This window comes from Chitinophaga sp. Ak27 (genome assembly GCF_012726295.1).
GTDB lineage: Bacteria > Bacteroidota > Bacteroidia > Chitinophagales > Chitinophagaceae > Chitinophaga.
The window spans coordinates 817,598-836,556 of record NZ_JABAOB010000002.1 but is presented as its reverse complement, the minus strand read 5'-3'; the positions used below and the strand labels follow the sequence as shown (position 1 = coordinate 836,556).

The window sequence follows — 18,959 nt, the reverse complement described above, 5'->3', positions numbered from 1 at the left end:
ATAGGTTAACACCTTACAGTGTTGAAATCAATTTATATTGGCTGTAAGCGCCGGCTGGCCGCCAGCTGCCTGCATCCTTCTTCAGGTACCTGGATAAAGTGAAATAGTTGTCATTGACCTTTCCCTCTTCCCATCGGTTAAGCGTAATGTCTATGACCTTATCTGACGCCTTATTGAAAGGATCTGAAAGATTGGTCAACCTCATGTAAACATTATTCATTTTCCCGGAGGTGCGGTTATAGGTAATCTTCAGCTCTTTGCAGGACACATGTCGCTCACATACAAAAGAAACGGTTACCTGCTGGTCTATTTCCTGGGTATTGATCGCATAGCGCTCATCTTCCCAGAGCGCTATGATAGTGTCTATCGGCAAATGGGGCACCGTAATAATGGTTTGGGGAGGGGTTACAAACATCCTGTTAACAGATTTATTGGTAGAAATATTTACCTCTTGCAACTGTACCATTTCGCTTTCTCCCAGCTGATAATATAACATACTATCCTTTCGCTGGAAGTTAAAGTCGGCATGCAGGTCATCGGAGGGATTAGCCGGATCAGTGGCCACAATTCTCCCACCCATTTCCAGCACAGGTAAACTATCCATACGCCGGTACACCGCTATTAACTCTTTCAATATGCCCGCCTCTTTTTCTCCATACCGGCTTTTTCTATCTTCTACAACTACCTTTGCCGGCTGAGGTTTCCACCAGGATTGTATGAGCGGTATTCCTGCAAAGGCAACTGCCCCCAGCATCACCGCCAACAATAACATAATCAGCTTTCCGGATCTCAGATATTTATTCATCTTACAATGTTGAATCTGTTAGTTTTTAAAACGGTAGGATGAGCGATTCTCTTTGATCGTCATAATACCTCTGTCTGTTTCCTTCTTTAACCTGATTAAAGTGCCCTCATCGTCGTACTCATATAGGGTGGCCAGGTTATTCTCATCCATTTCGGCCATTAGTCTCTGGCTCTTCGGATCATAGGCAAATGTTTTCATCGTTGCTTTTACCGGGAAAATACGGATATCATCTACTCGGGTAGCGCTGCTTCCGGCACTTAACTGCCATTGTAATTTACCGGCGCCAACAGAAAAGGAGGCTACTACTAGTTTCCATCCCTCAACAGAGGCGATCACGGTCAGATTGTAGTTAGTGCCATTGATTCCCAGCTTAAAATCGGAAGTAGTGGCAGCAGGTTGCCCATCTTTCACCCAGGCAGAGAAAATATACGTTGAATTGGGCTTGGGACTAAATCCGTTAGGATAAAGTGTCGGAGAGAAAATACGCTGATATTCTCCGTCCGTACTAAAGTCCAGATAAGGTTGCGTATGATGTATATTGTCGTGCACATAGGTATACAACATCAGCGGCGATGGCAATTTCAAACTCGATTTACCGGTATGCGATACCTGGTTGTCAATCCAGTTAGCATACTGCCCTACCTCTTGTATCCTGTTAAAGATATTACTGCTATCTCTTGGACAAGTTGTGGACATCGCATCGCTGCTGCGATAGTCATAATCCTCGAAACTATCGTAAAACAGTTCACGTTGCATAGCATTTCCGGCTACAGCAGCAGGCATAGCATTATTGAAAGAATAGAGCGCGCTCTTATAAATGCCCAACGCATCTTTCGATTCAAGTCCATTTCCCTGTGCATCAAACAGGCTGGTTGTACCAGTGCTGACCCATCTGGAACTATTGTTGCTGGTGGGCACCCAACCGCCGGCGACGGCAGAGAAATACCAATAAGGTGTAAAATTCTGGTAAGCCCCATTTTTACGTATAGCCGGCGCCGATAGTTGCTGACCAGTTCTGTTTACAAGGAAGGCCTTTCCTTCCTGCGGATGCCAGTTGCCCAAGAAGCCTAGTTGGTACGGGTTAATGCGGTAATCTATTGGCGTTGAATACCGCTCAAATCTCACGGTATCCCATCCGTTAACACTTTCCACTACATTAGCAGGATAAGTAAACCAATCGGTGGTAGAATATACAATATTGGATGCAGCAGAGGACATTTGAGCTATATGATCTATTGTGAGATTATAGATTTCCATAGCAAATGCCCTGTTAGGCTGGGTAAGATTGCGGGTCTTTACTCTTAATTTATGTTTCCCTGGCTGGGCATTCAAGGACACTACCTGCCATTGTTCGTGATTGCTAGGGGTATTTCCCAATAAACTACCAACCCCTACGTCATCCAGGAAAACCTCAATTTCATCATCTGCGCTGTATCCAATAGAATAGCCTTCTGCGGGAGGTAAAGTAATAGTAGTTTCGTAAATATAATAATTGTAGTTATTATCTGCATACTGCGGCCAGGCGCCTATGTTCCTTAACCGGCCATACCAAAAAGGATCCGTCCTGTGTATAATCAACTGTCCACTTGTGTTAAAGAAAACAGCGCCATCATTTCCATGCTCAGATGGGTCATTGGGTGCTTTAGCAGGGAAAAGCTTATCCGTTAAAGGATTGGCTTTACGGATGTAAGCATCCCGGTCTGGCCGTTCATAATCATATCCCGGAGGGATACTCATGCAAGGAAGCCTGGCGCCCCATGTTTGATCATACAAGGTCGCTTTAGCCTCCAATACATTCATAGACGCCAGCTCCTCATCGGTTTTGAAACGGAATACACCATTTTCCACTGGATTCCTCAAGCTTACAAAAGATGCTCCCGGAGCGGTCAGCAGGTTGCGATAACCTGAACGGCATAGCTTCATCTGAACACTCCCAAGCTTTGCAATAGCGCCTCCTTTATTAATCAGCTTAAGCGATGGAGCGCTCTCACCTTTTGCTTTTGTCTGAACCACCCAATAGTGATTATTCGCTGAAGCCAGATCAACTAGTTCATCACCAGGCAACAGGATACTGCTCATGGTTGAATTAATGGCATTATACGTACCAGTGGAAACCGTCAGCATCAAATTGTTGTTACGATATGCACCACCCATTCCAGCATATATCCAATACGCAGGAATATTTACCTGGTAAACCGGGTCGTCAAACTCATTATTGGTAGTGGTCACCACCGCATCGCCGGTCACCGCGTCGAACAACAGGTTTTTAGTGGTAACAGTAGATCCATTAATAGTTTTCACCACTCTGTCCAACACGCCGGAATATTGCACAGTTTTTAACACCGCCGCTGACCGGAATAACCTATATTCATTATTATGACTCATAGGCCAGTGCGGAACAGGCCAAATAGGCGGTATTGGTACAGGCGAGGGTATTACATCCCCGCCAAGTTGAATGGTTTTACCGATATTGGCCGTTTCCTGCTCCCGCATATCTGTCGTCATCTCAATCTCGCGGCCAATGATCTGATCTTTCGTAATATTTCCCTTCTCATCCACTACGTCCACCTTATTAACAAGGCATTGTGTGCCTGCATCGAGATTTTTCGCGTTGAAATAGTATAGTGTGCTCGCGATTTCCGCACCGGATTGGTTGAATACACGCTCAGCCTTAGGCTTACCATGCATATCGTTCAGCTTAATCACATATCCCTGCGACAATGCCTGTTCGTGTACAATATCTGCTCCTAGCAAACTAAACCAGCCTTTGGAATCATAGTTATAATTCTCCGGGCTATGGTCATAATCCACCTGTACCGGGAAATCCCTCGCCGTATAGAATTCATGTTGTACCCAACCCGTTTTAGGAGCGGCATCTGCCGTACCGGTAGCTGGGTTGATATCTTTTACCAACACCTTGCTATACCCCACTATAGGGGCCGGATACAGCGATTCTCCAAATGGTCTTTCCAGGTAAAAGTAATTATCCAGTCCTCCCCTCACCGGTTCGGAATAACGTAGTGGTAAATGCAGCGGATTCTCATCTCCCCCAACATGCGGTTCATAACTGGCTACTCCACTGCTGATTGTCTTACCGTTCCAGGTGGTCGTATACGTATATTCCTGCCCGTAGGTGGCGCCTGTATTAGGTATGCCGGTGATCGTATTCCAGGCATCCGATATGGTTACCCGTTTTACCCTGGCGCTGCCTCCCAGTTTGAACCCATCGGCCTTGGCGATACGGCAGAAACTCTTATTGAAATCCACTGTCCAGGAGAAATGCTTCCGCTTGGCTCTTGCGTAGAAGTTTTCTGTGATTTCCCGCAGGTTGCCAAGGGAATTCACAATAGCGCTAAGTGCTGCCGTAATCGGCATATCATCAGGAACCCGGTTCTTATAACCCGGATAAGCATACATCGGGTATTCCGTTCGCATCTTCTGCCAGGCGGAAAAGATAAAAGGATTCGAGCTTACGTTTCCATTCTGCATGGTCTTCAGGATGACACAGACCTGCCCCCCTCCCCGGTCAATTACTTTCACCACCTCTCCATAACAGGAAACAAAATCGTAGTTGGCATCTGTTGGGTTAGTCGTGTTATCACTTACATTAACATATAGCCTGGCGTAGAAATTATTGGTGCCATTGAGATAGTTGGTAATAAAATCAGTTAGCTTTTCGGCATCAGAGCTACCTCGCAGACTCCTGTCGAGCTGAACTACCAAGCCTTCCGCATCAAATAAATTATTTACACGTACGCCGTTATCATCTACATATTCATTTACCAACTTGACCATCTGCATCGCCGGCTGGTCCTGCACATATGCATAATCGCCCGACTCATACTTTATATTAATATCTCCTCCCGTAGGCAAATTGATATTGGTCAGGTTCCAGGAGGCCGCGGCACTATCCGCATCAGATTTTTTCTGGGTAGTATAAGGAAACTCATCATTACGCAAGGCTCCCAGCCCAGCATTGTTATTCGCATTGGGCAGTTTATAATTTCCCCATCTGTCGGTAGCCAGGTAAGCATAGCCAGGGTTTCCACCACTGTATCTGAAGGTATAAGGATAATGCGTCCCTTTAGTGGAAGAGCCATACTTAAATGACAATGCTGTCAGTGTGAGCTTACCTCGCGGCACTGTTGAATCATAATTAGGTACCCCATTGCATAGCAGGTAGTCATAGTCAAATACCGCTGTTTTAATAGGCGTAGAAAGGTCTTTTTTGGAATATAAACGCACCTCTTTTAACAATCTTTGCTTATTTCCGGCAGATTTATCCACCGCTCCGGTAGGTCCTGTTACTCCCAGGCCATCTTTACGGTCGTCCGTGATGAAAAACATGATTTTGTTTTTCGTTTCTATGGAACTCAGGTACCACAGCTCTTTCTCACCATATACAATGCTGCATTTATCATCGTCGGGATCGGCATTCAGTCCCCTATTATACAGCGCTTTATTTGCTTCGCTGGGCGTACGCCATTTATAAGAACTGGTAGTCCTCGTATAATTGAATTTTACAGCAGTTCCCAGGTCATCATCAGTAATCCCATTGTCTGTCAGATCCACATAGTCGGGCGACAACACCGCCGACAATAAAAAGGAAGTGGCATAAGCAGGTTGCTTCTCGCGGTGGAAATACTTATCTACGGCATTAGGGTAATTATGTTTAAAGCTACCATCACTTTCGAGATTAAATCCAATGAGATTACGGTTGATATCTGCAGTGACAGCCTTTTTGGCCGGATCCACAGCAAAAGAATATTCTTCCTGGAAATTATTGTAAACAGGCACTCCATATACCATGCGCTTGCCATCATCCCCGGTAACAGTAATTTCCGATAAATGATTAGCACGTGTGCCTGTTGCCCTGCTGATTTTTGTTATCTTATCAGGTGTAGGGACCGCTGGAGTGAAGCTGCTCACTTTATTGTCAGGATAGCTTTCTACCGACCTGGTCAATGCTGCTTTGGCGCCTTCACTCCCCGTGAGGTAGGATATAGCCGTGCGGCGTACCTGCCTTCCCTGTTTCGCCAGCGGAGCAGCAACCGATGTGATCTCATTATTCTTGCTCTTCAGCTCACTCCGTGCCTGAAGGGCATTGAGACTTACGTGTACAACACCTTCGCCGCCTATGGATGCCTCATAAACCGGATTACCTACGTTTTTTTCATCCATTTGCTTAAAATAAGCTGGCTCCTCTCCGATGGTATTCGCACTCTTATAGTCTCCATTTGCCAGGAAAGTATTGTCGCCTTTCCATTTATTGGTTTTGTTACTTACTTCCTGCTTAAAAAAAGTAACCCCACCATGAAAGTAAGTGCCAAATCCCAGATCCAGTCCTGCTGTACCGGTATTTGTTACATCATTCACTGCCGGATCAAACACTACCCCATTACCGCCACGATACAACCTGAACTGTCCTCCCCCCAGCTGACTGGAATAGGAAAATACATCTGGTGTTGCAATAGGCATGGCAATATTTGGCATATTGCGCACAACCGGATTATCTTTTTCCCGCATAAAGTCCATCATCGCTTTGGGAACATTCGTGCCTTTATTGGCATATAAAAATCCAAAGGCCGGGTTCTTGTTCGTCCGACTCAGTATCTCTCTTTTATATTTATACCCGCTTAATCCACCACCAGTAAAAATCAGGAAATTTACGCCTCCCAGGTCTACGCTATAGGTACGGTTTGTCGTTTTAAACGGAATACCGATCTGCGGATAAAACGCAGGGGTATTAAAACTGAATCCGATTCCTCCCACGTCGAAACTGGTAGAGCCAGACTTAGTAGGATCTGCAACATCAGTGGTGGTAAAGCCAAAGGATTGCGTGAGCGTCAGGTTCTTTAAACCCTGGCGGGTATTATAACCCAGGCCAAGAGATAACCCAATACTCTTGTTAACCATGTCTTCCGACTTGGCATTAAAAAGCGATAGGTTAAGGCTGGGGCTAAGATTCACTCCATCGCTGGTATTTGAATTAACACCCAATCCAAGGGTTAACGTTCCACTACTGGCTTCTGTAAGGGAGAGGCCGGCGTTAGCCCCTACTTCAGCTCCCATCCCTGTATAACTATCGCTAAATACTCCCAGCGAAAGGGAGCCTGTTAATTTGCCAATGGCCCAGCCACTAAACTCACCTTTCACAGTACCTTTGCCTCCCACTGTTACTTTGGGCGCCACGTAATGTTCTGTGGTCACCTCATCACCCAGCAGGTCGTCGGGTAATCCTCTTAATCCGCGATTAATAGCGCCCACATTCAGGTTCCAGCCAAGACCCACCCAGCTGGCCTCATCATCCATGCCTACACCGGAACTGTAATTCAAATTGATGGGATACCCATCTATGTCCATAACAGGAATATTGTACTTAAATCCTCCCGTAAAAAGATCCACCATGTCGCTGGTACCAGCGGTGGCAAACTGTTTTGTTTCCGGTTGAACGGGGCCCGACGTCAACGCACTTGCTGCTGTTGGCAATAACAGCTGTGTCGTCAGCAAACTCAGGAAAAAAATTGCAATGGACTTTCTGAATATAATATTACCAAATATCATAGCCTGTTACTTATAGAGTCAATATTTTCAATACGGGTTACATCAAAAGGGAACTCCATCCGGTGGCTGGTATAAATCCAGTCTTTAAAAACCAGTCGCATTACCGCTCCGCTTTCAGGCAATGCTCTTTTAAAAGTGACCAGGTACTCCGGCGCCGCAGGGTTACCGTTGGAGATCTGCTGCGCCATTAAAGGCAACAGGGTATCTTTTCCGGTAATCAGCCCAAACAATGTGTCTACATTAATGATGGAAACACCTGTTCTTTGCTTGTAATCCGCCGTTTTAGGTAGGTGGATGTTTAACCTGAAACTTATTTCACCGGCCGCATCCGGGTTATTTCGTCCCAATGCCCGCTCCCATTGAATGGGTAAATAGGTGGTCTGCATCGTTACATCACCGGCACGCTGTTCCTGTATCAATGATCTATTCTGTTTGTTGTAGAGTGTCTTTGCTACTTTGTCCTGGTGATTGCAGGAAACTAGTATACCGCAAATCATTCCTGATAATAATAGTGGCTTCATCTCCTATTCTGTTTCACTTTTAAAGAGGAACCGTAAGCGTTTTTCAACGCCATTAGGCAATTTTATTTCGAGCAGGTAGTAGTATCCATCTACAAATGATTTGTTGTCATGCAGCGGTATAAGTATGTTATTGCTACCCCATTTCAACTTTACCGTTGGTAATTTTTTAACCTGCTGCTCCGGGTTGGAGATACAACGAATAGAATAGTCGAGCTTTGTGTCGGCATAGGTATTTTGTACGGCAAATCGTATACTTCCTTTGGCCAGGTAGAAGTTACCTTGGGTCAGATCATCAATATCCCGGTAACTTTCCGGTACAATTTTCACATTGTTGTCTTCACATTCCACGGTAAACTCCCATACTTCAGAATTCACCAGCATCATATCATTCTTGTAGGCAGTTACCTGCCAGGCATACCTCTTACCTTCCACCAGGTCTTTTGCCAGGGGTGGGTAGTACAACATAGGCATGGCAATATTGAATTGGTTAATCACCGGCAGGTTGTAATTCAATGCTTCTACCTTTGCCTGCCCCTGCTTTACTTCAGTTAGTATCATCCGGTACTGTACGCCTGGAATAGACGGCAACAAGGGCTGCCAGAAAAAAGGCGGCCGTTTATTACAGATCTTATCGTCTTCCGCGGGATTGATCAGGATAAGTGGCGTAAATGGCTGCAGGTAATAGTCAAAGCATTGCTCCCCGATCGTTTCACCCTGGTGGGAGGCATCAGCCGGATTGAGTTCAAAACAGTACTCATAGTCACCTTCCGTAAAATACCCAGACTGCCGGCACACTGTAGCAATTTTGTTGTTGCTGAAACGTATCGCCGCCCTGGAAAACAAGCCCGCAGGCAAAGTATTTGTACCCGGCATCAGCTGGAAAGCAGCTGATTTAATAGCTACTACTTCGCCGGCATTCGCAGCGGATACCCTTACCGTAAGCGTCACCATTTGCGACTGGCCGGCAGGATTGGCCACCTTCACCTGCATCAGCCCATCCAGGGTACGCCCCTGCATTTCAGGTATAAAAACAAAGGATACCTGAGCATAGGAAATTCCGGTAAAAAATAGCAGGAAGAGGAATATCACTCCAGAATATAACTTCAACATAAAACTCAATTCAATAGGTAAGAGAAAGCCACCTCGCTTCTGAAATTGCCAAACAGATAGTTTTGTGGGGTGTTTAACAAATTTTTCCGGCAATCAATAAACATACTCATGTTCAGTTTCGGCAGGATGTTGGTGCCAACTGTTTGCCTGATCCCGACTTGCTGCACCACGGCCTTGTTATCCAGGTAAGTAAATCCGCTGGAACAATTCAACTTGCGCAACAGCAGGTAGGTCCACCCGGATTCCAGCGTGAGCAGGTTGGCATATACCGCCTCGCCTTTAATATCCTTATTGTAAAAGAGATTAAGGGAAAGTACATGGGTATCTATTATGAAGTTGTGATTCAGGTTCAGGTTTAACATCGTACTGTGCTGGGGTAAAACATCTACCTGCTGATACCCCAATATTACATTGCTGTTGAAAGGCAACGACCATAAAGCCCCATTCACCTGCGATCCAACAGATAACTGGCGGGTGAGGTATTGCAATTGGCTCGGCTTATCTCCGCCGGTGCTCTTCATAGCCGACTGGTTAAAGTGGGCGTCGAACGACAACTTACGGTTCAATTTCCAACGACCGTCAATGGCAAATTGCCGGTTTCTCCATTTACTATTGGTTAACGCCGAGGCGCTAATATCCTGGAAATCCGACCGCACGCCTACCGAAATCTTATTTTTATACCAGCTGCGCTTCAACCGCAAACCATATCGAATGGTACCTCTTCCTGCCCCCGGAGAAGCAGGGTTATTATATCCCAGGCCAGAATAGCTGACGTACGCACGTTGGGTCAGTTTCCATTCATCCACTTTGCCGTTATAATCGAGCCCCACAGACAAAGTTTCCCAAAAGTCGTTGAACATCCCCAGTACGGCGGCTTTCGAAGCTACCATAGGATCATTCCCTGTGGCGGAATTTCTGAAACTATTGTTGGATTTGGACAGCTGTGCTGCAATACGTCCGTATTTACCTACACTTACATCTTCAGAAAATGCTCCTACAAATGTATTCCGGGGCAGGTTCATTGTGGAATATTGCCGGCGGTTATCACTTTTGGTATTGGCATTTACTACGCCTACATGGCTGTGAGGCGCACTGATATCTCCTTTACCTGTTTGCAAAAACTGCATACTGTAAGCACCCGGATCCAGCGAAGCATTGAATGGCTGATCCTTTACCATCCCGCCATCCATCCGCTTACCGGCGCCCAGCATTAAAAATTTATCCTTATCCAGGAAGGAAGTTTGTATACCTGACATAAATAAATCCTGGACACCTCCCTTGCTTCCGCTGGCTGCAATGTTTCCGATGTCTACCTGTTTGGCGCTCAGCAGTAACTTCTGCAGCATACCCAGTGGCAACAAATCCTTTATGTTCCGCACCTTGCTGGCCTCCTGCTCCATTTCACTGCTGATACGTTTCCCCGTAGTGCGCTGATCCGCAATAACAGCCTTGGCCTGTAGTCCTTCTCCCACATCTTTTTTCAATTGGTATACTTTCTCCAAGTAACTTCTGGCTGCGCTGGCAGTACGTAAATGTTCCAATTGCCCGGTTAACAGACTATCTTTTCCTCCCACATGCCGCATTAAACTATCCTGCAGCTTAGCTACCTGAGGATCGAGATCTGCTTCCGTAAGTGAAAGCGCAGGGTTATGCAACAACTCATTTTTTATCTGCAGGGAATCCAGCTGGATAATATGATCACTGCTTAACAACGCCTTAAATGCGGCGGCCTGTGGTGCGCCTACATCTGGAATAGTTTGCTGTATGGATGCCAAACGGTCATTTACAAATGACTTCACCGCGCCGGCAATATCTATATCATCCAGGAAGTATTTTTTAAGGTTGTATTTTTCCTCTACAATACCGTTCAAGCGCTTCACGTAAGCCTCTTTATCAAAAGAAAACTTAAACAGCGACTGGTTAATCATGTCATTGTCCCAAACACCGCGCCCCGAAATATTGGAATACCCTATATTAATGGGTATATTCTTTATCATCACCTGGTCATCCAGCCGGGCATTGATGCCCGCGACACCTGAGTTTCCGGGATTGTTATCAATAAATCCTCCCAGGGTAAGTCCCTTCAGATCATTCTTATAAGCGCCTTTGGCGAGTAACTGATCAATACCTGCATCATTTCTTAACGCGTAAAAACCCCTCAACTTTCCATTGATATATTGTTTAATACGATTAGAATCTTTCGCCAGGTCCATTCCCTGTTGCAACTGTGCCAGTTGCTGTTTTCCAAAGGAATTACTGATATAGGCGGAAAACTGCTGCCTTACCGGCATTTGCAGGTATTGAGCAGCACCAACACCCGGCACCGCGGAACTGAGTTGCTTTGTCGCAGAGGAATAAATACCGGAAGCATTCCGCTTATTCAATGAGTCTGCCATCAGCTTCTGCAGCATATCATTTTCCATGGGAGAAGTGATTCTGACTGCACCACCGGTCGCCTTGTTTACAGAAGATATTTTATTAGTGATTTGAGCATGTACGGACGCGGAAATCAACATCCACGCAAACAACGCCCCTATAGCTTTTGCCATACAGTTATAAATTGGGGAATACAAATGCTGAGAAATAAACACAAATGGTTACCTCTGCCAACGGTTAATAAGATGCCATGACTATCGAAACATCAGTTACCAATAAAAACAGAGAGGAATATGCATAGACAGCACATTTTGGGCATTTACCAATATCTTACTCCGGACTTATGAAAGACCCGGATGTTATTAAACACTGATCTGGAAAAGTTAACGGTTTGCCACAGTAATAGCTTACAACAAAATATTTCATGATATAGGATTTAAAACGACATAACACTAAATATGCTTAACAAACATGCGTGCGAGAACTCTACAAATCGAAATTAGAAGAATTGCGAGGTAACGAACAATTGCAAATCTAGAATTTATTTTAAAGAACCAAAACTATTTATAAAATAAATTTATGCACACCCCCGCCACCCCGGCGGGGCTTCATCTTCATCAATAAAATTAACAAACCCGTAAACTGGTATATTGAACATATCCGCTCCCTGGTTGTTTATCCTATATACATTACCGTCTGTTTATTCACCAGAAAATCAACCGGTTTATGAAAACAATGCTGATACTCACCGACTTTTCAGAGAACGCTTTCCGGGCTGCCGAATACGGTGCCCAGATAGCGGCTCCTTTACATATCCAGCGAATCATTCTATACAACGCTTACCAGACCGTAGTGATGGGCACAGAGTTGCCGATAAGCAGCACCAAGGAAAGCCAGCAGATATACCTGGAAAGCATGGAAAACCTGGCACTGGTGCAGGACCGGATTAAACCCATGGTGCCTCATATTCCCATTGAACTGATGGCCGAGGATATCTCCCTACCGGCACATATAAAAGATTTTTGTAAACATCAGGGTATAGATATCCTGGTGATGGGCGTATCGGGCAGGTCGGGACTGGAACGGCTGTTGCTGGGCAGTACTTCTTCGCTGATGATGACGGAAGCCAAGGTCCCTGTTTTGGTAGTTCCTAAAGATACTCCTTTGGCGAAGCCGATGACCTCTATCGTTTTTGCTACCGATCTGAAAGACCACAGCACCGTCCCGGTACATCAGCTATACGAATTCCTGGATGCTTTCCCGGTAGATGTACAGGTGCTTAATATCGGCAAGGAAAAGAAGGAAAAATATGACGTGGAAACGAAGGAGGCGATTACCAACCTGCACAATATTTTTGAAAAGTACAATGCTACTTTTGATTATGTCAAGGAAGATGATATCGTAGAAGGTATACTCGACTATTCCAATCGTCACCACGCGTCCCTGTTGATGGTAGTACCTCAGGAGCGCGGTTTTATAGCGTCTTTATTTCATAACAGTATCTCTAAAAAACTGGCATATAACGCTAATATCCCTTTGCTGTCTTTACCGCCGGGAGCAACGGCTTAGGCTAAGCGTCAACTCCGGCATATACCGGAGTTGACTGCTTCCGGCTTATAATAACACCTTGTTATCTACGGCACATTTAATCAGCATGGCTGTATTACGTGCATTAAACTTCCCCAACAGGTTACGGCGGTGGCTGTCTACCGTATCGGAGCTGATAAACAATTGCTCTGCTATTTCATGATTGGTATGTCCACTGGCAATGAGCCGCAGTACTTCTTTTTCCCTTTTGGTAATGTGCAGATGATGCGCGCACTCGTCTTTGAGGGCCTGTTTTAGTTCGGCCGACAGGTATGTATGTCCCGAGTATACATCATGAATAGCTTTGAGTAATTCTTCTTTATCAGCATTCTTCATCAGGCATCCGCTGGCGCCGCTGTCGAGCAACCCAGCAATACTCCGGTCATTTTTATGATAGCTCAATCCCAACACGGCCACGGTGGGATATCGTTTTTTTATGCTGGCACAAAGTTCTGCCCCGCTGATATCCGGTAGGGACGTATCCAGCAACACCACATCGGCGGGATGCTGGTCCAGGAAGCGGAGACAGGATGTGCCTGTGCGGGTTTCTCCTGCCAGTTGTATATCAGTTTCCCTGCCAAGCAAGGATCTCAAGCCCTCAAGGATCAATGGATGATCATCAACAAAATATAAACGGATCATGGTTCTTCAATTTGCTGTAACGTGTATAAGCTGTGGCATTCTGAGCTGGGTAAACAAGTGAGCTCATTTACTATAGTATTGTAAGATAATGAAAAAAATCAGGGATTCCTTCTCACGACAAGTTTAAAATATCAACAGGCTTTCCTGCCAGGCAGGCTTAATACTGGTATCGGCAAAACTGATCAGCGATAAGCCAATACCGGCAATGCCTTCCAGCATATTGTGACTACTTATAAAGTCGGGATGGTGATAAAACTTGAAGCCCGCCGGACCGTCGGTCCAGGTATTCATTTCCAGGGTCGTTTTCCACCAGTATTGCGAAGCTGATAGCAGCTGTTCATCTCCGTAATACAGGCCTGCCTGTTGCAGGATATGTGCAATCCCTGCACTACCATGGCACATGCAGGCATCGTGTACCGCCCCGTTCTTTACATTGCGCTCACGCGCCACCTGCCGGAATATCTGCAAAGCATGGTGCTGGTAGTCGCCCCGCTGTAACCGATGCCCCGCTCCCAACAGCGTAGCCGCAATGCCCAGATCGCCATAGCACCAGCCCAGGCGGCTATGTGCTGCGCCAACTACGGCGCCTGAAGCGTTCACCAGGGTAGGGAACAGCGACTGACCTATCGGACTGGCCAGGTTCCTGGTTTGCTGCAGCCAGGAAATACTGCCGCTCAATAAGGGAAGCACCCGGTGGCGGGCGATGTTCTTTTCATAACAGCGGGCCAACACAGATATGATGGCGGGCACCCCATGTGCCAATCCCAGGTTAAAAAGGTCCTGGTCTTTATTTGCTTCGCTGGTGCTGGAAAAATTATCCTTCCAGGCAATGCCTCCTGTCAATGTCAGCGCCGTATCTTCCAGGTGCTGTATCAGTCCCTCCAATGACGCCGCTGCTGCTGTTGCGGGCCAGCGCTCCAGGAAATACAATGCGCCGCCCAGCCCCTGGTGCAGAAAATCATTCCGCCCTGCCGCCAGTTCAGCTGCCATAAAATCTGCCACGCCCGCATCAATTTCAGCAAAGGCATCAGTGGTGTCGGCCGTATCCAGCAACCCAATGGCGCCCAGGTGCTGCAAGCACCAGGCGATACCCGCCATCCCACTGCAATGCGAGCCATCCATGGGTGTATCTGATAAGGCCGACAAACATCTTTCCACTACGGCAACTGCTTTATCCAGGTGCTGTTCCTCGCCGGTAAGCTGAAAATAATACGCATAAAATAATGCTGCGCCGGTATAGCCGCCCAACAGCCCCGCATGCGCATCGGTGGTGATAAACTGGTCCAGTTCCCCGCAAATCTTTCGCAGCAGCAACATGGCTGCTTCTCTTTGATCCATATAATTGATTGCCGTTATTAAATATATAATGGCAAAACATGTATTGCTTGCGCGCACATGTTTTGCCATACAGTTCAGTTGGTAAGATATAAACCCAGACGTATACACCGGTAATAACCTATACGTATACACGCCGGAAAATATACCCGGCAGGCGGCATACCTATGCCCTGCCGGCGTATAAAAGCAGCCGTTAAAAACGGCAGGAATCCACGCTGCAGATAGGAGCTCCCTGGCTCATGTTATCTGTGCATACCCGGAAAGAAATGACGCAAAGTACGCCAGTAGCAGCCATTTGCGGCGCATTTGACTGCGCATTTGACTGCGATGACAACGCAGCAACTTTTATTTTACCCAGATTAAGTTTTTTCGCGGTGACTTTTTTCATAAACTGATTTTTTAAACAGTACAGTTAATTGTTGAAGAAAAACGGTATTACTCCTGGCTGTTTACTTAGAAACAAGTATCCTTTGAAATAGGAGGAGGACATTTTGCAAATAAACTGCAACCAGTATAAGTAGGCGCTTTTACATCAGCAGATTCGCGGAGACTTAATTTGGCTACTTTCAACTTACCCAACGTAAGTTTCTTAATTGGTGTTTTTCTCATAATGCAAATTTATGTGGTGAAAAATAAAGACAATAAAGCGGGCAGGTTTAATCAGGTTTACAGGTTTAATTAAATAGGGTGACTAATACGGGCTTACAGGATTTGCTATAAAAATAGGGAGAAACTCAGATACGCCAGCTCACGGAAAAACGTGATTTTTAAATATTGTTATTAAAATTTACCTGTTTTACGTGATGGTCTGCCATAGCCGGAATCGGTACCTTCAGCAACTAATGTTGACCTTGCGCCATGATCAGAGCTGAAAATTTCTATGTGGTAAGAACGCCACTCTTACCTGTTAATACTATCCAGCAGTTAAGCCATATTAATAATACCACACTTACCACTGTCATCAAAGATATCTTCCAGGATGCCTCCCTGCAGGAAGCTATTTATATCGCCTCCCCGGAGCTATACCAGGAATGGCAAAAATGGCAACATGATACCGGCATCAGTGAAAAAGACCAATTTAAACTGGCGCTTACCCTTTACCGTTACCTGCTCAGGATGAGCACCCGCTGTACACCCTATGGTCTCTTTGCCGGCTGCGCTACCGGTGAAACCGCCGATCATACCAGCATACAGCTGCAGGCGAAAACAGCCCATAAAAAACATTGCCGCCTGGATATGAACTACGTAGCAGAACTGGCCGCCGCCATTACTGCCACACCTGCTATCCGGGAACAACTACGCTATTATCCCAACAACTCACTGTACGCCACCGGCGCGCATTACCGCTATGCCGCCTACAGTATCAAAAATAAAGTCCGCACTTACTTTCTCACGGCTGTCAACAAAAGCCCCTACCTCGAACAAATGCTGGCTACCGCCGCCACCGGCGCCCGGCTGAGCCAAATCCGGGACAGCATTACCAACGCTGACATCAGTGCAGAAGAAGCCGCCGAATTTACAGACGAACTACTCGAACATCAGCTGCTGGTGAGTGAACTGGAACCGACAGTGACCGGGGAAGAATTTTTTGTGCAACTGGTAAACCGCCTGGCCACCCTCCCGCAAGCGGAAACATGGGTCAACCCCTTGTCTCAACTGCAAGAAAAACTACGGACACAGGACATCGGCGTTGAAAAATATATGGCTGCCCATGCATTGGTAAAATCACTACTCCCCGATACCAGCAATAAAGACCTGGTGCAAACCGACCTGTTCCTGGCCACCAACAGCAACCAATTGAGCCACACCGTTGTGAATGAACTCTCTGCTCAAATGGGGCAACTATGGAAACTGGCCACTCAACACCAAAACACCGACCTCCAACAGTTCTGCCAGGCATTCCGTCAGCGCTATGAAGAACAGGAAATTCCACTTAGCCTCGCACTCGATACCGAAGCAGGCATCGGGTATGGCTCCTACTCCGGCAGTGGATCTGATCATACACCACTGGTAGACGATGTGCATATTGTAAAACAAACGCCGGCGAATAACCAGCCCCATAGCAACATGCAGGACTTCCAGCTGCAGCTGCTGCTGGCCTGCCTGCAACAACGGAAACAAACCATTACTCTCACCCGGGAACATCTGGATGCATTAAAAGATACAGATACCAGCCCCATACTACCGCACAGCATGTACCTGATGGGCAGCATACTGGCCGGCAGCGCTGCTGACATCGATCACGGACACTACCAGTTTGATATGAGCGGCTGCTCCGGCCCCTCCGCCGCCAACCTGCTCGGCAGATTTTGCCATGGCGACGAAAAACTACTGACCCACGTGCAAACATGCCTGCAGGAGGAAGAAGCCGCCGACCCGGAAAAAATCTATGCAGAAGTAGTACACCTCCCTGAATCCAGAACTGGCAATATATTAATGCGCCCGCGACTCAGGAAATATGAAATCGTATACCTGGCCAACAGCGCTACACCGGATGATTGTCAACTACCACTCTCCGACCTGATGGTAAGTGTGCAAAATAACAAAGTCGTACTGCGATCTAAAAAACTGGACAAGATCATCGTTCCCAGGCTTAGCACCGCACACAACTACCACCAGGGACTCCCCGTATACAAATTCCTGTGCGATCTGCAACACCAGGACTATCATACCGGCATTATGTGGCGCTGGCAAATTCCAGGCGAGATATCCTTTCTTCCACGTGTACAATACGGTAATATTATTCTCAGCAAAAGCACCTGGGTGCTGCATAAAAAAAACTACCCTACGCTCAATGGCGCCGCGCCAGGAGACTACATGACCCTCTTCCGGGAAATCAGTGCACAACTGGAACTACCACGGTATGTGGTCATCAAGGAAGGCGACAATGAACTGCCGGCAGATCTGCACAACGAAGTAGCCGTGCACCTGCTGATAACGCAACTGCTAAAAAAAGAACAGGTCACCCTGCAGGAATACCTCCATACACCAGACAACTGCTGGATAACAGGAACAGACGGGAAACATACCAATGAGCTGATCATACCACTAAAGAATATCTCTTCCGAAAAAAATAAAAAAACTACCGGTATTTACCCCGCATCAACTGCCGGTACTTTTCCCACCAGGAAATTTGCCACCGGCAGTGAATGGCTGTATGTAAAATTGTACACCGGCACCCGCAATGCCGAATCCCTGCTGAAATCGGTAGTGCGCCCTCTTGCACTGTCCATGCAGGAAGAAAAACTTATCGACAAATGGTTCTTCATCCGTTATACCGATCCTGATCATCACCTGCGGGTCAGGTTCCATCACGCCACCGATACAGGGTTCTGGAAAACAGTGATAGAAAAATTACACCAGCACCTCATACCTCATATCGGTGATGGGCAACTGTATCGCATGCAAACGGATACTTATGAACGGGAAATTGAACGCTACGGCATCCATACCATAACATTCAGCGAGGATATTTTCCATTACGACAGCGAATGTGTTACAGGTATTATCGACCTGCTGGAAGAGGAAGAAGGAGAAGCATATCGCTGGAAGCTCGCACTGCGGGGGATAGATAGGCTGTTGGACGATTTTGGCTATCGCCTTCCCCATAAAGCAGCGCTGCTGAAAAAACTGCAATCCGGGTTCTTAGAAGAATTTGGCGGAGGAAAGCCGCTGTTATTACAGCTCAATGATAAATACCGTACGGAAATGCGCCCTGTCAGCAGCTTTCTCGACCCCGCGCAAGACAACGATAACGACATCGAAGCCGCCATCGCTTTCTTTAACGCCCGCTCCGAAAAAATAAAACACCTGTTGCAGGAAACCGGTGTCAAAGGGAACGATGACCTGCTGTCAAGTTACATTCACATGTTCCTCAACCGGATGCTGTTATCCAACCAGCGTAAACATGAACTGGTGCTTTATCATTTCCTGCACCGGTATTATGAATCCCGACTGGCTATTGCGCAGAAACAACAATCAACAAAGCCTCTATTAATCACTAAATAAAAATTTGAG

The 18,959-nt window shown here is 46.4% G+C and carries 11 protein-coding genes; 2 read left to right on the top strand and 9 right to left on the bottom strand.

Annotated features, from left to right (window positions below):
• Positions 1–13 precede the first annotated feature (13 nt).
• From HGH90_RS11095 to HGH90_RS11075, 5 genes are read right to left on the bottom strand one after another with little or no spacing between them, the layout of a single operon-like run.
• A complete protein-coding gene (locus HGH90_RS11095) occupies positions 14–805 on the bottom strand; it encodes a hypothetical protein (RefSeq protein WP_168767349.1) in 792 nt (263 codons plus the stop codon).
• Positions 806–823: 18 nt separating this feature from the next.
• Positions 824–7,369, bottom strand: coding sequence for a hypothetical protein (locus tag HGH90_RS11090; protein WP_169191093.1), 6,546 nt, complete (start codon positions 7,367–7,369; stop codon positions 824–826).
• Entirely contained in the window at positions 7,366–7,890 is a 525-nt protein-coding gene (locus HGH90_RS11085) for a hypothetical protein (RefSeq protein ID WP_168767351.1), read from the bottom strand. The genes HGH90_RS11090 and HGH90_RS11085 overlap by 4 nt, the downstream gene beginning before the upstream one ends.
• Positions 7,891–7,893: 3 nt before the next feature.
• The gene (locus HGH90_RS11080; RefSeq protein WP_168767352.1) at positions 7,894–9,000 is read right to left on the bottom strand and encodes a DUF928 domain-containing protein; all 1,107 of its coding nucleotides are present in this window, start codon (positions 8,998–9,000) and stop codon (positions 7,894–7,896) included.
• A gap of 5 nt (positions 9,001–9,005) precedes the next feature.
• The gene (locus tag HGH90_RS11075; protein ID WP_169191092.1) at positions 9,006–11,549 is read right to left on the bottom strand and encodes a hypothetical protein; all 2,544 of its coding nucleotides are present in this window, start codon (positions 11,547–11,549) and stop codon (positions 9,006–9,008) included.
• Between the two features lie 553 nt (positions 11,550–12,102).
• Here HGH90_RS11075 and HGH90_RS11070 point away from each other — a divergent pair.
• Positions 12,103–12,945 (top strand): universal stress protein, encoded by an 843-nt coding sequence (locus tag HGH90_RS11070; protein ID WP_168767354.1) that lies wholly within the window; start codon positions 12,103–12,105, stop codon positions 12,943–12,945.
• Between the two features lie 45 nt (positions 12,946–12,990).
• Here HGH90_RS11070 and HGH90_RS11065 read toward each other — a convergent pair whose 3' ends face one another.
• From HGH90_RS11065 to HGH90_RS11050, 4 genes are all read right to left on the bottom strand, one after another.
• The gene (locus HGH90_RS11065) at positions 12,991–13,605 is read right to left on the bottom strand and encodes a response regulator (RefSeq protein ID WP_168767355.1); all 615 of its coding nucleotides are present in this window, start codon (positions 13,603–13,605) and stop codon (positions 12,991–12,993) included.
• A 123-nt stretch (positions 13,606–13,728) separates the two neighbouring features.
• A complete protein-coding gene (locus tag HGH90_RS11060) occupies positions 13,729–14,943 on the bottom strand; it encodes a lanthionine synthetase C family protein (RefSeq protein WP_169191091.1) in 1,215 nt (404 codons plus the stop codon).
• 192 nt (positions 14,944–15,135) lie between these two features.
• A complete protein-coding gene (locus tag HGH90_RS11055; protein WP_169191090.1) occupies positions 15,136–15,330 on the bottom strand; it encodes a hypothetical protein in 195 nt (64 codons plus the stop codon).
• Between the two features lie 65 nt (positions 15,331–15,395).
• Positions 15,396–15,551: a hypothetical protein gene (locus HGH90_RS11050; protein ID WP_168767358.1), complete on the bottom strand. Its 156-nt coding sequence runs from the start codon at positions 15,549–15,551 to the stop codon at positions 15,396–15,398.
• Positions 15,552–15,800: 249 nt separating this feature from the next.
• On the opposite strand from HGH90_RS11050, the gene HGH90_RS11045 reads away from it, so the two are divergent.
• The gene (locus tag HGH90_RS11045) at positions 15,801–18,950 is read left to right on the top strand and encodes a lantibiotic dehydratase (RefSeq protein ID WP_169191089.1); all 3,150 of its coding nucleotides are present in this window, start codon (positions 15,801–15,803) and stop codon (positions 18,948–18,950) included.
• Positions 18,951–18,959 lie beyond the last annotated feature (9 nt).